Below are 15,715 nucleotides of genomic sequence, written 5' to 3'. Positions count from 1 at the left end.
CCTTCCCATCCCGAACAGGACCGTGAAACGACTCCACGCCGATGATAGTGCGGATTCCCGTGTGAAAGTAGGTAATCGTCAGGCTCCCCTTTGCAAACACAACCCCCGCCAGCATTTCGCTCGCGGGGGTTTGTGCTTTGGTTCGCCTGAAACGCGCAACCTCCACATAAGCACCGGTGCAAGCTTGGTCGATACCCCATGCTGTGTCGGCACGGGCGCACAAACGACGCCCGAAAAGCCACGCCTCGCGTCTGCTGCGCTGAGCACGCCACGCGAGCGCGTCACATGCGAATGCGGCTAGACGTTACAGTCGCGCGCAGCGCTCCTTGATGTCGAGAGGCGCGGATTGCGCTATCGATCGGCGTCCCCTGTCCCGAACGCCGCCAGTTTTGCTTATGCTTCGCGATGGGCCAGAAAACGCTGTGCGAGCTGGACCCAGTAGGTCGACCCGATCGGTAGCAATTGGTCGTTAAAATCGTAGCTGGGGTTATGCAGCATGCACGGCCCCGCGCCATGCCCAAATGCGCGGTGCGCGCCTTCGCCATTGCCGAGGAATGCGTAGCAGCCCGGCTTTTCAAGCAACATAAAGGCAAAATCCTCGGCACCCATTGTCGGCTCAACCGCTGTGTTCACATTCTCAGCTCCGACGATTTCGCGCATGACCTCAGCCGCAAACCGGGTCTCTTGAGAACTGTTGACGGTAGGCGGATAGTTGCGGTTGAACGCAACATCGACCGTGCAGTCGTAGGCAGCGGCCGTTGCGTCCGCAAGCTTACGCATCTGAGTTTCAATCAAGTCCAACGTTTCGATGGTGAAGGTGCGCACCGTCCCGGCAAGCCACGCTGCGTCCGGAATGACGTTGACCGCATCGCCGGCATGGATCTGGGTAATCGACAGCACTGCGGTTTCAATCGGCTTCTTGTTTCTCGTGATGATGCTCTGCAACGCGCTGGCAATCTGCACGGCGGCAAAGACCGGGTCGCGCCCATTGTGGGGCATGGCCGCATGGGCACCAATGCCTTTGATGTCGATGCGGAACTCGTTGCTGGATGCCATGATCGGCCCTTCTCTCAGGCCGAAGGCACCTTCGGGCAAGTCAGGCCAATTGTGAAGGCCGAATACGGCATCGACGGGAAACTTTGCGAATAAACCGTCCTCCATCATCGCGCGCGCACCTGCGCCGCCTTCCTCGGCCGGCTGAAATATGAAAACGATTGTCCCGTCAAATTCGCCGTGATTGGCAAGATACTGAGCCGCGCCAAGGAGCATGGCCGTATGGCCGTCATGGCCGCAGGCATGCATTCGTCCCTCGTTTTGCGAGCGATGCTCAAAGGTGTTGAGCTCCTGAATCGGCAACGCGTCCATATCCGCGCGCAGTCCGATCGCGCGCTCGCTAGTCCCGCGTTTCAAAACCCCGACCACGCCGGTTTTGCCCAGCCCCCGATGCACCTCGATACCCCATTGCTCCAAGCGCTGCGCAACCAGATCGGCGGTACGCACCTCCTCATAGCGCAACTCCGGGTGGGCATGGATCGTTCGTCGAATGCGCTGAATCTCGTCTCGCGCGGCGAAAACTTCGGGAATAAGTTTCATGTTTGTTCCGTTCGCTGACGGCAGATTGAAGAGATATAGGTGGCTGATAGTCCATCTCATTCTACGCTCAACTGGGAGCGCGCCCCTTTTTGGGGACTCGGTCGCCGCTTCTGAGCGAACGGATAAAATGGCTTCCTCTTGCGTACGTATATTGGTTTTTCCTTAAAACAGGAACGAATAATGAATGCCCCAATCTCGTTTGCACGCGCCGTGTGCCCGCACGATTGTCCTGATACTTGCGCTTTGAACGTGCGCGTCGAAGACGGGAAGGTGGTCAAGGTCGTCGGCAATCCGGACCACCCGCCGACGCAAGGGGTGTTGTGCACCAAGGTGAGCCGGTATGCGGAACGCGTCCATCATCGAGAGCGGCTGACCGTACCGCTTAAACGTGTTGGACGCAAAGGCGAAGGCCGTTTCGAGCCCATCAGCTGGGACGAGGCATTCTCCATCGCAGCCGGTCGGCTGTCGGACATCGTTCGTCGGCAGCCCGAAGCGGTGCTTCCATACAGCTACGCAGGGACCATGGGCTTCGTGCAGGGCGACAGCATCGCGCAGCGCTTCTTCCACAAGCTGGGCGCCTCGCGGCTCGACCGTACCATTTGCGCGGCGGCAGGGGCTGCCGGCCTCAAATATACGTATGGGGCCAGCCTCGGTATGCATCTCGAGTTCTTCGAGGAAAGCGACCTCATCCTGATCTGGGGTGCGAACCCGATCGCTTCCAGCGTGCACTTCTGGACCCGCGCGCAAGAGGCGAAGCGCCGTGGCGCAAAACTCATCGCAATCGATCCTTATCGATCGCTCACCGCTCAAAAGTGCGATCAGCACATCGCGCTGCGTCCCGGCACCGATGCTGCGTTGGCCCTGGCCATGATCAACGTGCTGATTCGCGAGGATTTGCTCGATCGCGCTTATATCGAGGATCACACGCTGGGCTTCGAGGCGCTAAAGGAGCGGGCGAGCGCCTATCCGCCCGAGCGCGCCGCGCAAATATGCGGTATCGAAACGCGCGAAATCGTCGATCTCGCACGCCTTTACGGCAGCACGCGCAAGGCGGCCATCCGGCTCAACTACGGCATGCAGCGCGCGCGCGGCGGTGGCAACGCTACACGGGCGATCGCGTGCTTGCCTTCGCTCACGGGCGCGTGGCGCGATCGCGCAGGCGGGTTGCTGCTGTCGTCGTCGGGCTGGGCGCCGGTCGACCAGAATGCGCTCCAGCGCCCGGACCTCATGCCGGGTTGGCCACAGCACTTGCCGCGCACCATCAATATGAATGCAATTGGCGATGCGTTGCTCCATCCTGGCGATACGAGCTTCGGCCCGAAACTCGAGGCGATCGTCGTCTATAACTCGAATCCCGTCGCCGTTGCCCCCGATTCTGGACGCGTTGCTGCTGGCTTCGCGCGAGAAGACCTTTTCACGATTGTCCTCGAGCACTTTCAGACGGACACAGCGGACTATGCCGATCTGCTGCTGCCGGCGACCATGCAGTTCGAGCATCTCGACATCCATAAGTCGTACGGCCATACCTATGTCATGGTCAATGAACCCTGCATGCCGCCGCTCGGTGACGCGCGCCCAAATACGGAGATTTTTCGTGGGATCGCGCGCGCGATGGGTATCGACGATCCCGCGCTGTATGAGAGCGACGAAACCGTCGCGCGAGCCGCGCTGCGATGGGGTGATCCGACGCTGGCCGGCGCAGACTGGAACGCACTGACCGCGGCCGGCTGGGCCAAACTTGATCTGCCCGAAGCGCCGTTCGCGCAAGGCGGATTTCGCACGCCATCGGGCAAGTGCGAATTTGCGAGCACGCTGCTTGCCAGTGAGGGCGCTGATCCCTTGCCCGATTATCTGCCGCCCTACGAGTCGCCGGACGGCGCGCCGGAGCTGGCGGCCCGCTACCCGCTTGCGATGATCTCGCCGCCCGCGCGTCACTTTCTCAACACCAGCTTTGTCAATGTGGAAAGCCTGCGGGCAACTGAAGGGGAGCCGCATCTCGATATCCATCCGGACGATGCGGCGCAGCGTGACATCGCCGAGGGCGACCGGGTGCGAATCTTCAACGATCGCGGCTCGATGACGGCGCGCGCCCGCGTGACTGAGCGCTCGCGTCCGGGCGTCGTTGTCGGGTTGTCTATCTGGTGGAAGAAGCTTTCGCACGACGGTCGCAATGCCAACGAGCTGACGAGTCAGGCTTTGACCGACCTCGGGGGATCGGCCACTTTCTACGATTGTCTCGTGCAAGCGGAACGCGTCTGAATTTGCCTGCAGTTCGCGCACCGTATTGGAACTCGGTATCTAATTCGATTGTTTCGGGAAGGGCCAGCAGATACGATGCCCTTTTTCGCACGACCATTCGAAAAAAGAGGGGGCGCCGTATGCAAAGGATCTGGCTGAGCTCATATCCGCCTGGTGTCGCAGCTGACATCGATGCGGCCCGTTACGCGTCGGTCTGCGAACTGCTCGACGAAAGTTTTCGCCACTATCGGGCAAGGCGGGCTTTCGTTTCGATGGGCAAGGCGATGACATACGGCGAGCTCGACGACCTTTCACGTAAGCTCGGGGCGTGGTTCCAGTCGAAGGGGCTCGCGCGCGGGGCGCGAATCGCGCTCATGATGCCGAATGTCCTTCAGTATCCGGTTGCAATCGCCGCCGTGCTCCGTGCGGGTTATGTCGTCGTCAATGTCAATCCGCTTTATACGCCACGCGAGCTCGAGCACCAGCTCAAGGACAGTGGCGCGGAGGCGATTGTCGTACTCGAAAACTTTGCGGCAACGGTGCAATCCGCCGTGCGCAATACGGCCGTCAAGCACGTGGTGGTGGCCTCGATGGGCGATTTGATGGGGGCGAAGGGCTTGCTCGTCAATTTCGTCGTGCGTCGCGTGAAAAAGATGGTGCCGGCCTGGAATCTTCCGGGACACGTGACATTCAACCAGGCCGTCGCCGAGGGCGCGGCCCACGCTTTCGTACCGGCCCAGCCGACTCACGCCGACCTCGCTTTTCTGCAGTACACGGGCGGCACGACGGGTGTCGCGAAGGGGGCGATGTTGACGCACGGCAACATCGTGGCCAATGTGCTGCAGTCCGCCGCATGGCACGAGCCGGCACACGGCAAGCGGCCCGAGGTCGATCAGATCGTCACGGTCATCGCACTGCCGCTTTATCACATCTATGCATTGACCGTCTGTTTCCTGCTGACGGTCCGCACCGGCGGCCTGGGTATCCTTATCGCCAATCCCCGCGATCTTGGCGGCATGATCAAAGAGCTCAAGGGCTACGCGATCAATACGTTCCCGGCGGTCAATACGCTCTATAACGCGATGTTGAATCACCCGAATTTCGGCGAGCTCGATTTTTCGAAGCTGATGGTCGCCAACGCGGGCGGCATGGCCGTGCAGGAAGTTGTCGCGAAGCGGTGGTTCGAACGCACGGGCACGCCGATCATTGAGGGATACGGCTTGTCGGAGACGTCGCCCTCGGCCGTCTGCAATCCGGTCACCGCCGCGGAATACAGCGGGATGATCGGCGTCCCCCTGCCATCCACCGAAGTCTCGATTCGCGACGACGACGGTAACGCCGTGCCGTGCGGTCAGGCCGGCGAGATCTGTATCCGCGGTCCGCAGGTGATGGCCGGTTATTGGAACCGCCCCGATGAAACGGCGAAAGTCATGGCCGCCGATGGGTTTTTCAAGTCCGGCGACATTGGCCTGATGGACGCACGCGGCTACGTCAAGATCGTCGATCGGAAGAAGGACATGATCCTTGTCTCCGGCTTCAACGTCTATCCGAACGAGATCGAGGACGTCGTATCCAACCATCCGGGCGTCTTCGAAGTCGCGGCGGTGGGCGTGCCGGATGAGCACTCGGGAGAGGCAGTGAAGCTCTTTGTCGTGAAGAAGGATCCTGCACTCACCGAAGCCGACGTGCTCGCGTTTTGCAAGTCGCAGCTGACCGGCTACAAGCGACCGAGAACGGTCGAGTTTCGTACCGAACTGCCGAAAAGCAATGTCGGCAAAGTGCTGCGGCGCGAGCTGCGTCGAGCCAGCGGCCCTAGCGCCGCGGCCGCGCATGCCACCGCCACCCATCTGCCTGCGCCACCCAACATCGGCTAAAATCCACAGTTAGCCGCATTTTTGCGCTCATTTTCGCTGACGGCCTGCCGCAAGACTTGGCGGACGGTGCTTTCTGCGCGTGAGTCGCCCGGTTGCTGATGGGCGAAAGCAGGGCGGCGTAATGGAACTGCGGAGAACTGCATGACGCTGGATGATTGGGTGGTTGAGTTCGATCGGGGGTTGAGGTCGATATCGGGTGTCAGCCGAATGAGCCGTCCGGTTCCGACGCCGCCGACGCCGCCGACGGCCAGCGCGGAAATGACGCTGGCTGAGAGCAATCACGCCGCCGCGCTGATGCGTGTCAATCACGTCGGCGAAATCTGCGCCCAAGCCCTTTATCAGGCGCAAAAGCTCACGGCTCGCACCCCCGCATTGAAAGCCGCATTCGAGCAGGCTGCGCGCGAGGAGGAGGACCATCTCGCGTGGACGATGCATCGGCTTAAGAAGCTCGATTCGCGGCCGAGTTTGCTCAATCCACTTTGGTACGCCGGTTCCCTTGCCATTGGGTTGGCGGCTGGCGCCCTCGGGGACAGAGTCAGCCTCGGTTTCATGGCCGAGACAGAACGGCAGGTCGAGCACCATCTTGATGGGCACCTGTCGTCATTGCCGCAAGCTGATACCGAGTCCCGCGCAATCGTCGAGCAGATGCGCAATGACGAGATGGCTCATGGCAGGGCGGCCATGGACGCCGGTGGCGTCGATCTTCCTCTGCCTGTGCGTACGCTCATGCGCGCGGCGTCCCGGGTCATGACGCGGACTGCTTATTACATTTGAAGTCGAAACGGCGGCGCCCGCGGCCGCCGGTTCCTGCTGTTTTCCGATCGCCCTCTGCGCTCGTTGCGCCCTTCGCTTCCAGCGACTTCTCCACTTATCCCCCAGCGGTTATCGCGTACTTCTCATGCGGTACCTTCGGAACATTCAGTAATTCTTTCATTTTTAACGCTTTTCTCTTTTTTGCTGGTTGGGTACGGTACGTAAGTCCTTGTTCTTTCGAATAAATTTGGCTGAAAAATCCGGCCCCTCCCTTGACCGGCCTAGAGCGTTACTCTAAAGTGGGGGAGAGTGTCAGAAAGTGTTTTTTTGTGGAGTGATTGGGTCATATCGGCTGGATTTCGAGTGCGAAAGCGGGGCAGGTGCCCCGAGGGGAATGAAACGTGTTCCAAGGGGCGTCGGCGCTGACGCTTGATGCGAAAGGCCGGATGTCGGTGCCTTCTCGTTATCGCGAAGCGCTGCAAGGCGAGGCACAAGGACGGGTGACGCTGACGAAGCACCCGGACGGATGCCTTTTGCTTTTTCCGCTCCCCGAGTGGGAAGTCTTTCGCGCGAAGATCGCTGCATTGCCCATGGATGCGCATTGGTGGCGACGGATTTTCCTTGGCAACGCGTCTGACGTCGATCTCGATGGCTCCGGTCGTATTCTCGTTTCTCCGGAATTGCGAATGGCCGCAGGGCTAGAAAAGGAAGTCATGTTGCTCGGCATGGGAAGCCATTTCGAAATTTGGGATGCACAGACATACGCCGCCAAGGAACAGGCGGCCATGGCTCAGGGCATGCCTGAAGCGCTGAAAAATTTCACTTTCTGATCGCGGTTTACAAATAGGGCGCTGCGATGGGAAACGAGCTGCAACACCAGACGGTGTTGCTGGACGAAGCGGTGAGGGCGCTTGTCACGCGCACGGACGGTGTCTATGTCGACGGCACGTTCGGGCGTGGCGGGCACAGCCGAGCGGTACTGGCCAAGCTTGGCGAAGCGGGGCGGTTGATCGCGTTCGATAAAGATCCACAAGCGATCGAAACGGCTCGCGCGATGGCTGATGCACGCTTCGACATCGTCCACGATAGTTTCGCCGCGCTTTCATCGGCGATGGCCGAGCGCGGGATTGAACGTCTTTCAGGTGTGCTGCTGGATCTCGGGGTGTCGTCACCGCAGCTCGACGATCCGGTTCGAGGTTTCAGCTTCCGCGCTGACGGTCCGCTCGATATGCGCATGGACCCGACGCGCGGAGAGTCTGCTGCAAATTGGCTCGCACGCGCGTCGCAGCAGGAATTGACAGAGGTCATTCGGGACTATGGGGAAGAACGGTTTGCTTTTCAGATTGCAAAGGCGATTGTTGCTCGCCGGGCGGAGTCCGAGCGCCTCGGGCCACTCGTCACCACGCGCGAGCTTGCCGAAATCGTGGCTCACGCCGTCAAGACACGTGAGAAAGGCAAGGATCCGGCCACCCGCACCTTTCAGGCTATACGGATTCACGTCAATCAAGAGCTTGCGGAGCTGCAAGTCGTTCTAGACGCGGCATTGTCGTTACTGGAGCAAGGGGGGCGGCTGGTGGTGATCAGCTTTCATTCGCTCGAGGATCGAATCGTGAAGCGATTCATGCAGACGCGTTCGAGCGCGCCTGTGGTTGATCGTCGCTTGCCGATTCGTGCCGTCGATCTGCCGAGACCTCCCCTGAAAATCGTGGCGCGCCAGTTTGCGAGCGCCGCCGAAGTCGATGCCAACCCGCGCGCCCGCTCTGCGGTCATGCGCGTCGCGGAGCGCATCGCCCCATGAGTCGACTCAATTTCTTCCTCCTTATCGTCGTCCTGGGTTGCGCGCTGTCGGCAGTCAATGCGACCAACCAGCAACGGCAGCTCTTCGTGCAGCTCGAGCGCGCCCAGGCGGGGGAGCGCCAGCTCCAGCAGGACTACGCACAACTGCAGTACGAGCAGAGCGCGCTTTCGAAAACCTCGCGCATTGAAGATCTCGCTACCGATGGGCTCAAGATGCACTCGGTCGTGAGCGGCGGCACGCAATATCTGACGCTCGCGCAGGGTGATTTGGAAGCTCAGGACGCGGCGATTCCCACGGCCGCGAGCGCAGTGGCGCCGCTGCCCGCCGCCATCGGTTTGAGTAGGTCGCGCAAGGCATCCGCGGATCGCGGAGGGGCCCGATGAGCCTGGGAGGCAATCGCAAAACCGTCACCTATTCCTCGAGCCCAGTCCTTTCGGTACGCGTACCGATGTGGCGCTCGAAGCTTGTCGTCTTCCTGCTATTCATGGCGTTCGTCGTGCTGCTCGCACGTGCCTTCTGGATTCAGGGGCCAGGCAACGCGTTTTACCAGAAGCAAGGCGAGAGCCGCTACCAGCGCACAATCGAGCTGCCGGCCACGCGCGGCAAAATCCTCGACCGAAATGGCCTCGTGCTCGCCACGAGTCTGCCCGTGCGCGCAATCTGGGCCATGCCGGACTCAGTACCCGATGATCTCGACCCGAGCAAGCTCACTGCACTCGGCGCGTTGCTCGATATGAGCGAAAAAGATCTGCGTGTGAAGCTCTCCGGCGACAAATCGTTTGTCTATGTGAAGCGGCAGGTTCCCCTCGATGTCGCCGACAAGGTCATGGCGCTCAACATCCCCGGCGTCTATCAGCGCGACGAGTACAAGCGCTTTTATCCAGAGGGTGAGATCACAGCGCACCTCGTCGGCTTCACTAACGTGGAGGACGAGGGTCAGGAAGGCGTCGAACTCAGCGATCAAAAGTCCCTCGTCGGCGTCTCCGGCATGCGTCACGTCATCAAGGACCGGATGGGTCACATCGTCGAGGATGTCGATCAGCAGGTTCCACCGCGCAACGGAGAAGACGTCAAGCTGTCGATCGACAGCAAGATCCAGTACATCGCCTACGCGGATCTCAAGGCTGCCGTCGAGAAATTCAAGGCCAAGGCTGGCGCGGCGATGGTCGTCGACGTACGTACGGGCGACGTGCTCGCGCTCGTCAATTACCCGACCTATAACCCTAACGATCGCTCGCATCTGACGGGTGAGCAGCTGCGCAATCGCGCGCTGACCGACCAGTTCGAGCCCGGCTCCATCATGAAGCCGTTCACGATCTCGCTCGCGCTCGATCTGCATCGCGTCGCCCCCGAGACGCTCGTCGACACCGGCAACGGCCGCTTTACGCTCGATGGCGCGACGATCACCGACGACAGCGGCTTCGGCGTGCTTACCGTCGCCGGGGTTATCCAGAAATCGAGCAATATCGGTGCGACCAAGATCGCGATGACGCTCAAGCCCGAAGAGATGTGGAATATGTATACGAGCGTCGGCCTTGGGCAGGCGCCGAAGGTCGGTTTTCCGGGCGCGGCTGCGGGCCGCCTGCGGCCGTGGCGGAGCTGGCGCCGTATTGAGCAGGCGACGATGTCATACGGATACGGCTTGTCAGCGTCGCTGTTTCAACTCGCGCACGCTTACACCGTCATTGCGCACGACGGAGAATTTGTGCCCGTCTCCATCTTCAAGACGACGGATTCGAGTCAGCCCGTATCGGGCCCGCAGATCTTTTCGCCGACGACGGCGCGCGAAATGCGCACGATGCTCGAAGCGGTCGTCTCGAAGGCCGGCACGTCGCCCGAAGCGGCCGTGCCGGGTTATCGCGTTGGTGGCAAGAGCGGTACAGCGTACAAGCACGTCGGCCGTGGCTATGATCGTTCGAAATACCGGGCATCGTTCGTCGGCATGGCGCCGATGCCCAATCCACGCATCGTCGTGGCCGTTTCCGTCGACGAGCCGACCGCAGGCAGCCACTTTGGCGGTTCTGTGTCAGGGCCTGTGTTTTCCTCCATCGTCGGCGATACGCTGCGCACCCTCAATGTGCCGCCCAATATGCCCGTGAAGCAGATCGTCGTGGCTGGCGACGCGCCGCCTCGCAACTCAGGTTCGGATAGCGCGTCTTCGGTTGCTGTCGCGGCCGGTCCACACAGCCAAGCCGGAGCCGTGCGATGAGTGTACCCGCCGATTCCCTCATTGCTGACGTGCTCGACTGGCTGCGCGCGCGGGTTTCGCAAAGCGCGCATCTGCACGCCGATACTCGCACGCTTGTTGCCGGGGATGTGTTTTTCGCGTACGCCGTCGAAGGTGCCGACAATCGCGCGCACGTCGCACGTGCATTCGAGCGCGGCGCCGCGGCCGTGCTCTATCAGCCGGAAGGGTGGGACACCTGCTTCGACGACACGCGCGCCCTCGGCGTGCCGGCGTTGAACGAGGTGGCGGGCGAGATCGCGAGCCGCTGGTACGGCGCGCCGAGCGAGTCGATGCTCACGGTGGGCGTGACTGGCACGAACGGCAAGACGTCCTGCTCGCAATGGCTGGCGTCGGCGATGACCGCGCTCGGCCAGCCGTGCGCTGTCATCGGCACGCTTGGCAGCGGTATGCCGGGGCGCCTCGAGCACACGGGATTTACGACCCCCGACGCGCCGCAGCTCCAGCGCAGCCTCGCCCGTCTGGCCAAGGACGGAGCGCGGGCCGTGGCCATGGAGGTGTCATCGCACGCGTTGCATCAAGGGCGTGTGAACGGGGCGGCATTCGACATCGCCGTTTTCACGAACCTCACACAGGACCACCTCGACTATCACCGGACGCTCGAAGCGTATGAGGCAGTCAAAGCCCGGCTTTTCACATGGCCGACGTTGCGCGCTGCTGTCATCAATGGCGACGATGCAGCGGGCCGACGCCTAATCGGCAGCACGAAGGGGCGCGTGCGAACGATCGCCTATGGCATTGAAGGCATCCGGGGCGCGAGTGGCGGCGCGGGGACCGACCCGGTGGGGGCGGATGCGCTGCTTCTCGCCACCGATGTCCGCGCGACGGCAACCGGGACGGCATTCCACCTTTCGTCCGATTGGGGCGAGGCCGATATTGAAGTCGGCACGCTAGGCGCGTTCAATGTCAGCAATCTGCTCGCCGTACTGGGCGTCTTGCTCGCGGCGGATGTGCCGTTTGCCGACGCGCTTGGCCAACTGACCCGCCTCGAGCCTGTGAACGGACGCATGCAGCGGCTGGGTGGGCGGCTGGCGAGCGACGAGCCACTCGTCGTCGTCGATTACGCGCACACGCCGGACGCGCTCGAAAAGACGCTGGAGGCGCTACGGCCGATCGCTCATGCGCGTGCCGGCAAGCTGGTTTGCATGTTCGGTTGCGGCGGTGACCGCGACGCGACCAAACGCCCGCTCATGGGCGGCATCGCCGAGCGGCTGGCCGATCTCGTTGTTGTGACCAGCGACAACCCGCGCAGCGAGACCCCGCGCTCGATCATCGACCAAATTCTGGCGGGCATGGATGACACCGGCTGTGCGCGCGTGCTCGAAGATCGTGCCAACGCGATCTTGCAGACGGTGCGGGGTGCGGCGCGTGAGGACGTCGTCCTGCTGGCGGGCAAAGGGCACGAAGCGACTCAGGAAATCATGGGAAAGAAACGCGTTTTCTCCGACCAGGATCACGCACGCCTCGCACTGGCGGCGCGTGCCACCTACACGCGCGGAGGCGCCGAATGACGATGCTGACACTCACCGAAGCAGCCCGCCTGATACCTGGGGCTACGGTGCGCGGCGACGGCACTGCCGCTTTTGCACGTATCGGCACGGATAGCCGCACGGCCGGTCCCGGCGACCTTTTCGTTGCGCTGAAGGGCGAACGCTTCGACGCGCACGATTTCCTGCCGGATGTCGCCGCACGCGGCGCGAGTGCCGTGCTGGCGGCGCACCTGCCGCCTGACTGGAACCTGCCCGCACTCGTTGTCGCCGATACGCGCGCCGCGCTCGGCGCACTGGCACGCGGCTGGCGCCGGCGCTTTGCGATTCCGCTCGTGGCTGTCACCGGGAGCAATGGCAAAACGACGGTGAAGGAAATGATCGCGTCCATCTTCGCGGCCGCTTGCGGCGAAGAGGCGCGCCTCGCGACGGCGGGCAATCTGAATAACGACATTGGGCTGCCGCTTTCGCTTTTGCGTTTGAGCGCAGCACACAAGCTTGCGGTCCTCGAACTGGGCATGAATCATCCGGGCGAGACGGACACGCTTGCGAAAATCGCCGAGCCGACGGTCGCCCTCGTCAACAATGCTCAGCGCGAGCACCAGGAGTTCATGGCGACGGTCGAAGCCGTTGCGCTGGAGCATGCGAGCGTCATCCATGCGTTGTCGGCCGACGGTATCGCCGTTTTTCCGGCCGACGATGCTTACGCAGGGATCTGGCGTGTCGCGGCGACGGGAAACCGCATCATCGATTTCGCGCTCCTGCCGCAAGGCGAGACAGGCGCGACGGAAGCGGGACGGTCGGCTCCGCAGGCCGCAGCGGTGACAGGTGCACTCTCACGCAACCGTTTGCGCGTGACAACGCCGGCTGGCACATTCGAGGCTACGTTGCAGGTGCTCGGCGAGCACAATGCGCGCAATGCGCTCGCTGCGACGGCGGCCTCGCTTGCCGCCGGCGTCTCGCTTGACGCGATCCGCCGCGGGCTTGAAGCATTTTTGCCGGTCAAGGGACGCCTTCAAGTAAAGCGTGCCCTCGTTGGTTTGCTCGCCGGCGCGACGGTCATCGACGACACCTACAACGCCAACCCCGATTCCATGCGCGCGGCGATCGACGTCCTCGCCGAACAACCTGCGCCGCGCGTGCTGGCAATGGGCGACATGGGCGAGGTGGGCTATCACGGGCCGGCTTTCCATCGCGAGATCGGTGCGTACGCGCGAGAGCGTGGCATCGACGCACTGTACGGGCTGGGTGACGCGACGCGTGACGCGTGCGCGGCCTATGCCGCCGCCGGCGCTACGCCCACCGAGGAGGGGCAGGCGCGCCACTTCGATGATGCCGACGCGCTCGTCGAGGCACTGCAGCAAGGTGGGTTCGGCGCGGGCGCGACGCTGCTGGTGAAGGGTTCGCGCTTCATGCGCATGGAGCGAGTCGTCGACGCGCTGACTCGATTGCAATCCGCAACGCCGGGCGCAGTGCCCGGCGCGCACTGAGAGAAGGAAGAGCATGCTGCTGGTGTTGGCGCAATGGCTGCAGAACGACGCAAGCTTTTTGCGCGTGATTAGTTATTTGACCTTTCGCGCGGTCGCGGCTTCGATTACCGCGCTCGTGATCGGGCTCGTCTGTGGCCCGTGGGTGATCCGCAAGCTCACCGAGATGAAGGTCGGCCAGGCCGTCCGGACGGACGGGCCGCAAACGCATCTGGTGAAGTCGGGCACGCCCACGATGGGTGGCGTGCTGATTCTGATCAGCATCGCCATCTCGACGCTGTTGTGGGGTGATCTCACCAATCGCTTCATCTGGATCGTCATGCTCGTGACGTTCGGTTTCGGAGTGATCGGCTGGGTCGATGACTACCGCAAGGTCGTCTATAAGGATCCGCGCGGGATGTCTTCGCGCGAAAAGTACTTTTGGCAGTCGGTGATCGGGCTTTTCGCGGCGGTCTATCTGGCGTTCAGTGTGTCCGAGGCGAACAACGCCCGCGTCTTCGATCTCTTCATGTCGTGGGTGCGCAGCGGCTTGTCGATGGGGTTGCCGGCGCGTGCCGACTTGCTGTTGCCCTTTCTCAAGTCGGTGACTTACCCGCTCGGCGTGTGGGGCTTCATCGCGCTCACCTACTTCGTGATCGTCGGCTCCAGCAATGCGGTCAACCTGACGGATGGTCTCGACGGGCTCGTCATCATGCCGGTGGTGCTCGTTGGTGCCTCGCTCGGCGTATTCGCCTATGTCATGGGTAGCGCTGTCTACTCCAAATATCTGCTGTTCCCGCATATCGCGGGCGCGGGCGAGATGATGATCTTCTGTTCGGCGATGGGCGGCGCGGGGCTCGCTTTCCTCTGGTACAACACGCACCCCGCGCAGGTCTTCATGGGCGACGTCGGGGCGCTCGCGCTCGGCGGGGCGCTCGGTACCGTTGCCGTGATCGTGCGTCAGGAGATCGTCCTTTTCATCATGGGCGGGATCTTTGTCGCCGAAACCGTGTCGGTGATGCTTCAGGTCACTTGGTTCAAGTACACGAAGCGGCGTTTCGGAGAAGGGCGGCGCATCTTCAAGATGGCCCCGCTGCATCACCATTTCGAACTGTCGGGATGGAAGGAGACGCAGGTCGTCGTCCGTTTTTGGATCGTCACGTTGATGCTGTGCCTCTTCGGCCTCTCAACGCTCAAATTGCGCTAAAGGAAAGGGAAAGCAAGCGATGTTCGGCGAGATGTTTCGAGATCGGCAAAGTCCGATGGTGCTCGTGCTGGGGCTCGGAGAGTCGGGCCTTGCAATGGCGCGCTGGTGCGCGCGCCACGGGTGCCGGCTGCGCGTCGCCGACACGCGCGAGACGCCGCCGAACCTGTCGATGCTCGAAGCCGGGCGGATTGAAGCCGAGTTTGTCGGCGGCGCGTTTGCGCCCGCGCTGCTCGATGGCGGCATTGAGCTTGTCGCATTGAGTCCCGGCCTCTCCCCGATCGAGCCGCAGCTCGCCGCGCTGCTTGCAAGTGCGCGAGAGCGCGGCATTCCCGTGTGGGGTGAGCTCGAGCTCTTCGCGCAAGCGCTCGCGCATCTCGGCGAGAGTGGCTACGCGCCGAAGGTTGTTGCGATCACCGGCACCAACGGCAAGACGACGACCACGAGCTTGACGGGCCTCTTGTGCAAGCGAGCGGGCAAGCGCGTCGCCGTAGCCGGCAATATCGGCCCGACGATGCTCGACACGCTGGCCGAAGCGATCGATGCCACGGATCTGCCCGAGGTGTGGGTGCTTGAGCTATCGAGCTTTCAGCTCGAAACCGTGCAGACGTTCGAGCCGCACGCGGCCACCGTGCTCAACGTGACGCAAGATCATCTGGACTGGCACGGCAGCTTCGAAGCGTATCGGGCCGCGAAGGGCCGTATCTTCGGCCCGCATACGGTGCGCGTGCTCAATCGCGACGACTCGTCCACGATGGCGCTGGCGCCGACTGTGGATGCGGCGAAGCCTGCCTCCTCGCAGGAGGGCGCACGGCTCATTACGTTCGGATTGAACGAGCCGCAGCATTCGGGCGACTACGGTGTCATGCGCGAGAACGGTATCAACTGGCTTACGCAAGCGCAGGAGCGCGGCGACGATGATGCAAGCACCGCGTCGTCGCGCCGCCGCAGGCAGGCAAGTGCGACATCCGCGCCCGTCGAGCTCGCGATGAAGCGCCTGATGCCCGTTGACGCGCTACGCATCCGCGGCCTTCACAACGCCGCCAACGCCCTGGCT

12 protein-coding genes and 1 rRNA gene are annotated in these 15,715 nt (G+C 62.4%); 12 read left to right on the top strand and 1 reads right to left on the bottom strand.

Annotated features, from left to right (window positions below):
• Positions 1-84 (top strand): 5S ribosomal RNA (gene rrf / locus VL598_RS17050); the annotation flags it as partial.
• A gap of 309 nt (positions 85-393) precedes the next feature.
• On the opposite strand, the gene VL598_RS00180 is transcribed toward rrf, so the two are convergent.
• Positions 394-1,593: a M20 aminoacylase family protein gene (locus VL598_RS00180; RefSeq protein ID WP_325324682.1), complete on the bottom strand. Its 1,200-nt coding sequence runs from the start codon at positions 1,591-1,593 to the stop codon at positions 394-396.
• A 180-nt stretch (positions 1,594-1,773) separates the two neighbouring features.
• On the opposite strand from VL598_RS00180, the gene VL598_RS00175 reads away from it, so the two are divergent.
• From VL598_RS00175 to VL598_RS00125, 11 genes are all read left to right on the top strand, one after another.
• A complete protein-coding gene (locus tag VL598_RS00175; RefSeq protein WP_325324681.1) occupies positions 1,774-3,852 on the top strand; it encodes a molybdopterin oxidoreductase family protein in 2,079 nt (692 codons plus the stop codon).
• 119 nt (positions 3,853-3,971) lie between these two features.
• Complete coding sequence (locus VL598_RS00170) at positions 3,972-5,705, top strand: long-chain fatty acid--CoA ligase (protein WP_325324680.1); 1,734 nt, start codon at positions 3,972-3,974, stop codon at positions 5,703-5,705.
• A 141-nt stretch (positions 5,706-5,846) separates the two neighbouring features.
• Positions 5,847-6,479, top strand: a complete 633-nt coding sequence (coq7, locus tag VL598_RS00165) for a 2-polyprenyl-3-methyl-6-methoxy-1,4-benzoquinone monooxygenase (RefSeq protein WP_325324679.1) — start codon at positions 5,847-5,849, stop codon at positions 6,477-6,479.
• A gap of 380 nt (positions 6,480-6,859) precedes the next feature.
• Positions 6,860-7,288, top strand: a complete 429-nt coding sequence (gene mraZ / locus VL598_RS00160; RefSeq protein WP_325324678.1) for a division/cell wall cluster transcriptional repressor MraZ — start codon at positions 6,860-6,862, stop codon at positions 7,286-7,288.
• Between the two features lie 26 nt (positions 7,289-7,314).
• A complete protein-coding gene (gene rsmH, locus VL598_RS00155; RefSeq protein ID WP_325324677.1) occupies positions 7,315-8,256 on the top strand; it encodes a 16S rRNA (cytosine(1402)-N(4))-methyltransferase RsmH in 942 nt (313 codons plus the stop codon).
• Positions 8,253-8,639: a cell division protein FtsL gene (gene ftsL / locus VL598_RS00150; protein WP_325324676.1), complete on the top strand. Its 387-nt coding sequence runs from the start codon at positions 8,253-8,255 to the stop codon at positions 8,637-8,639. The genes rsmH and ftsL overlap by 4 nt, the downstream gene beginning before the upstream one ends.
• The gene (locus tag VL598_RS00145) at positions 8,636-10,465 is read left to right on the top strand and encodes a penicillin-binding protein 2 (RefSeq protein WP_325324675.1); all 1,830 of its coding nucleotides are present in this window, start codon (positions 8,636-8,638) and stop codon (positions 10,463-10,465) included. Before ftsL ends, VL598_RS00145 begins: the two co-directional genes overlap by 4 nt.
• Positions 10,462-12,012 (top strand): UDP-N-acetylmuramoyl-L-alanyl-D-glutamate--2,6-diaminopimelate ligase, encoded by a 1,551-nt coding sequence (locus tag VL598_RS00140; protein WP_325324674.1) that lies wholly within the window; start codon positions 10,462-10,464, stop codon positions 12,010-12,012. The genes VL598_RS00145 and VL598_RS00140 overlap by 4 nt, the downstream gene beginning before the upstream one ends.
• Positions 12,009-13,478 carry a UDP-N-acetylmuramoyl-tripeptide--D-alanyl-D-alanine ligase gene (locus tag VL598_RS00135; protein WP_325324673.1) on the top strand — a complete coding sequence of 490 codons (1,470 nt, stop codon included), beginning with the start codon at positions 12,009-12,011 and terminating at the stop codon, positions 13,476-13,478. The genes VL598_RS00140 and VL598_RS00135 overlap by 4 nt, the downstream gene beginning before the upstream one ends.
• 13 nt (positions 13,479-13,491) lie before the next feature.
• Positions 13,492-14,661 carry a phospho-N-acetylmuramoyl-pentapeptide-transferase gene (gene mraY / locus VL598_RS00130; RefSeq protein WP_325324672.1) on the top strand — a complete coding sequence of 390 codons (1,170 nt, stop codon included), beginning with the start codon at positions 13,492-13,494 and terminating at the stop codon, positions 14,659-14,661.
• A 31-nt stretch (positions 14,662-14,692) separates the two neighbouring features.
• A partial coding sequence (locus tag VL598_RS00125) for a Mur ligase family protein (RefSeq protein WP_325324683.1) occupies positions 14,693-15,715 on the top strand: 1,023 nt, incomplete at its 3' end.

The organism is Trinickia sp., assembly GCF_035492435.1.
Lineage (GTDB): Bacteria > Pseudomonadota > Gammaproteobacteria > Burkholderiales > Burkholderiaceae > Trinickia.
Note: the sequence above shows the minus strand (reverse complement) of the source record. Positions and strands in the feature narration are given on the sequence as shown.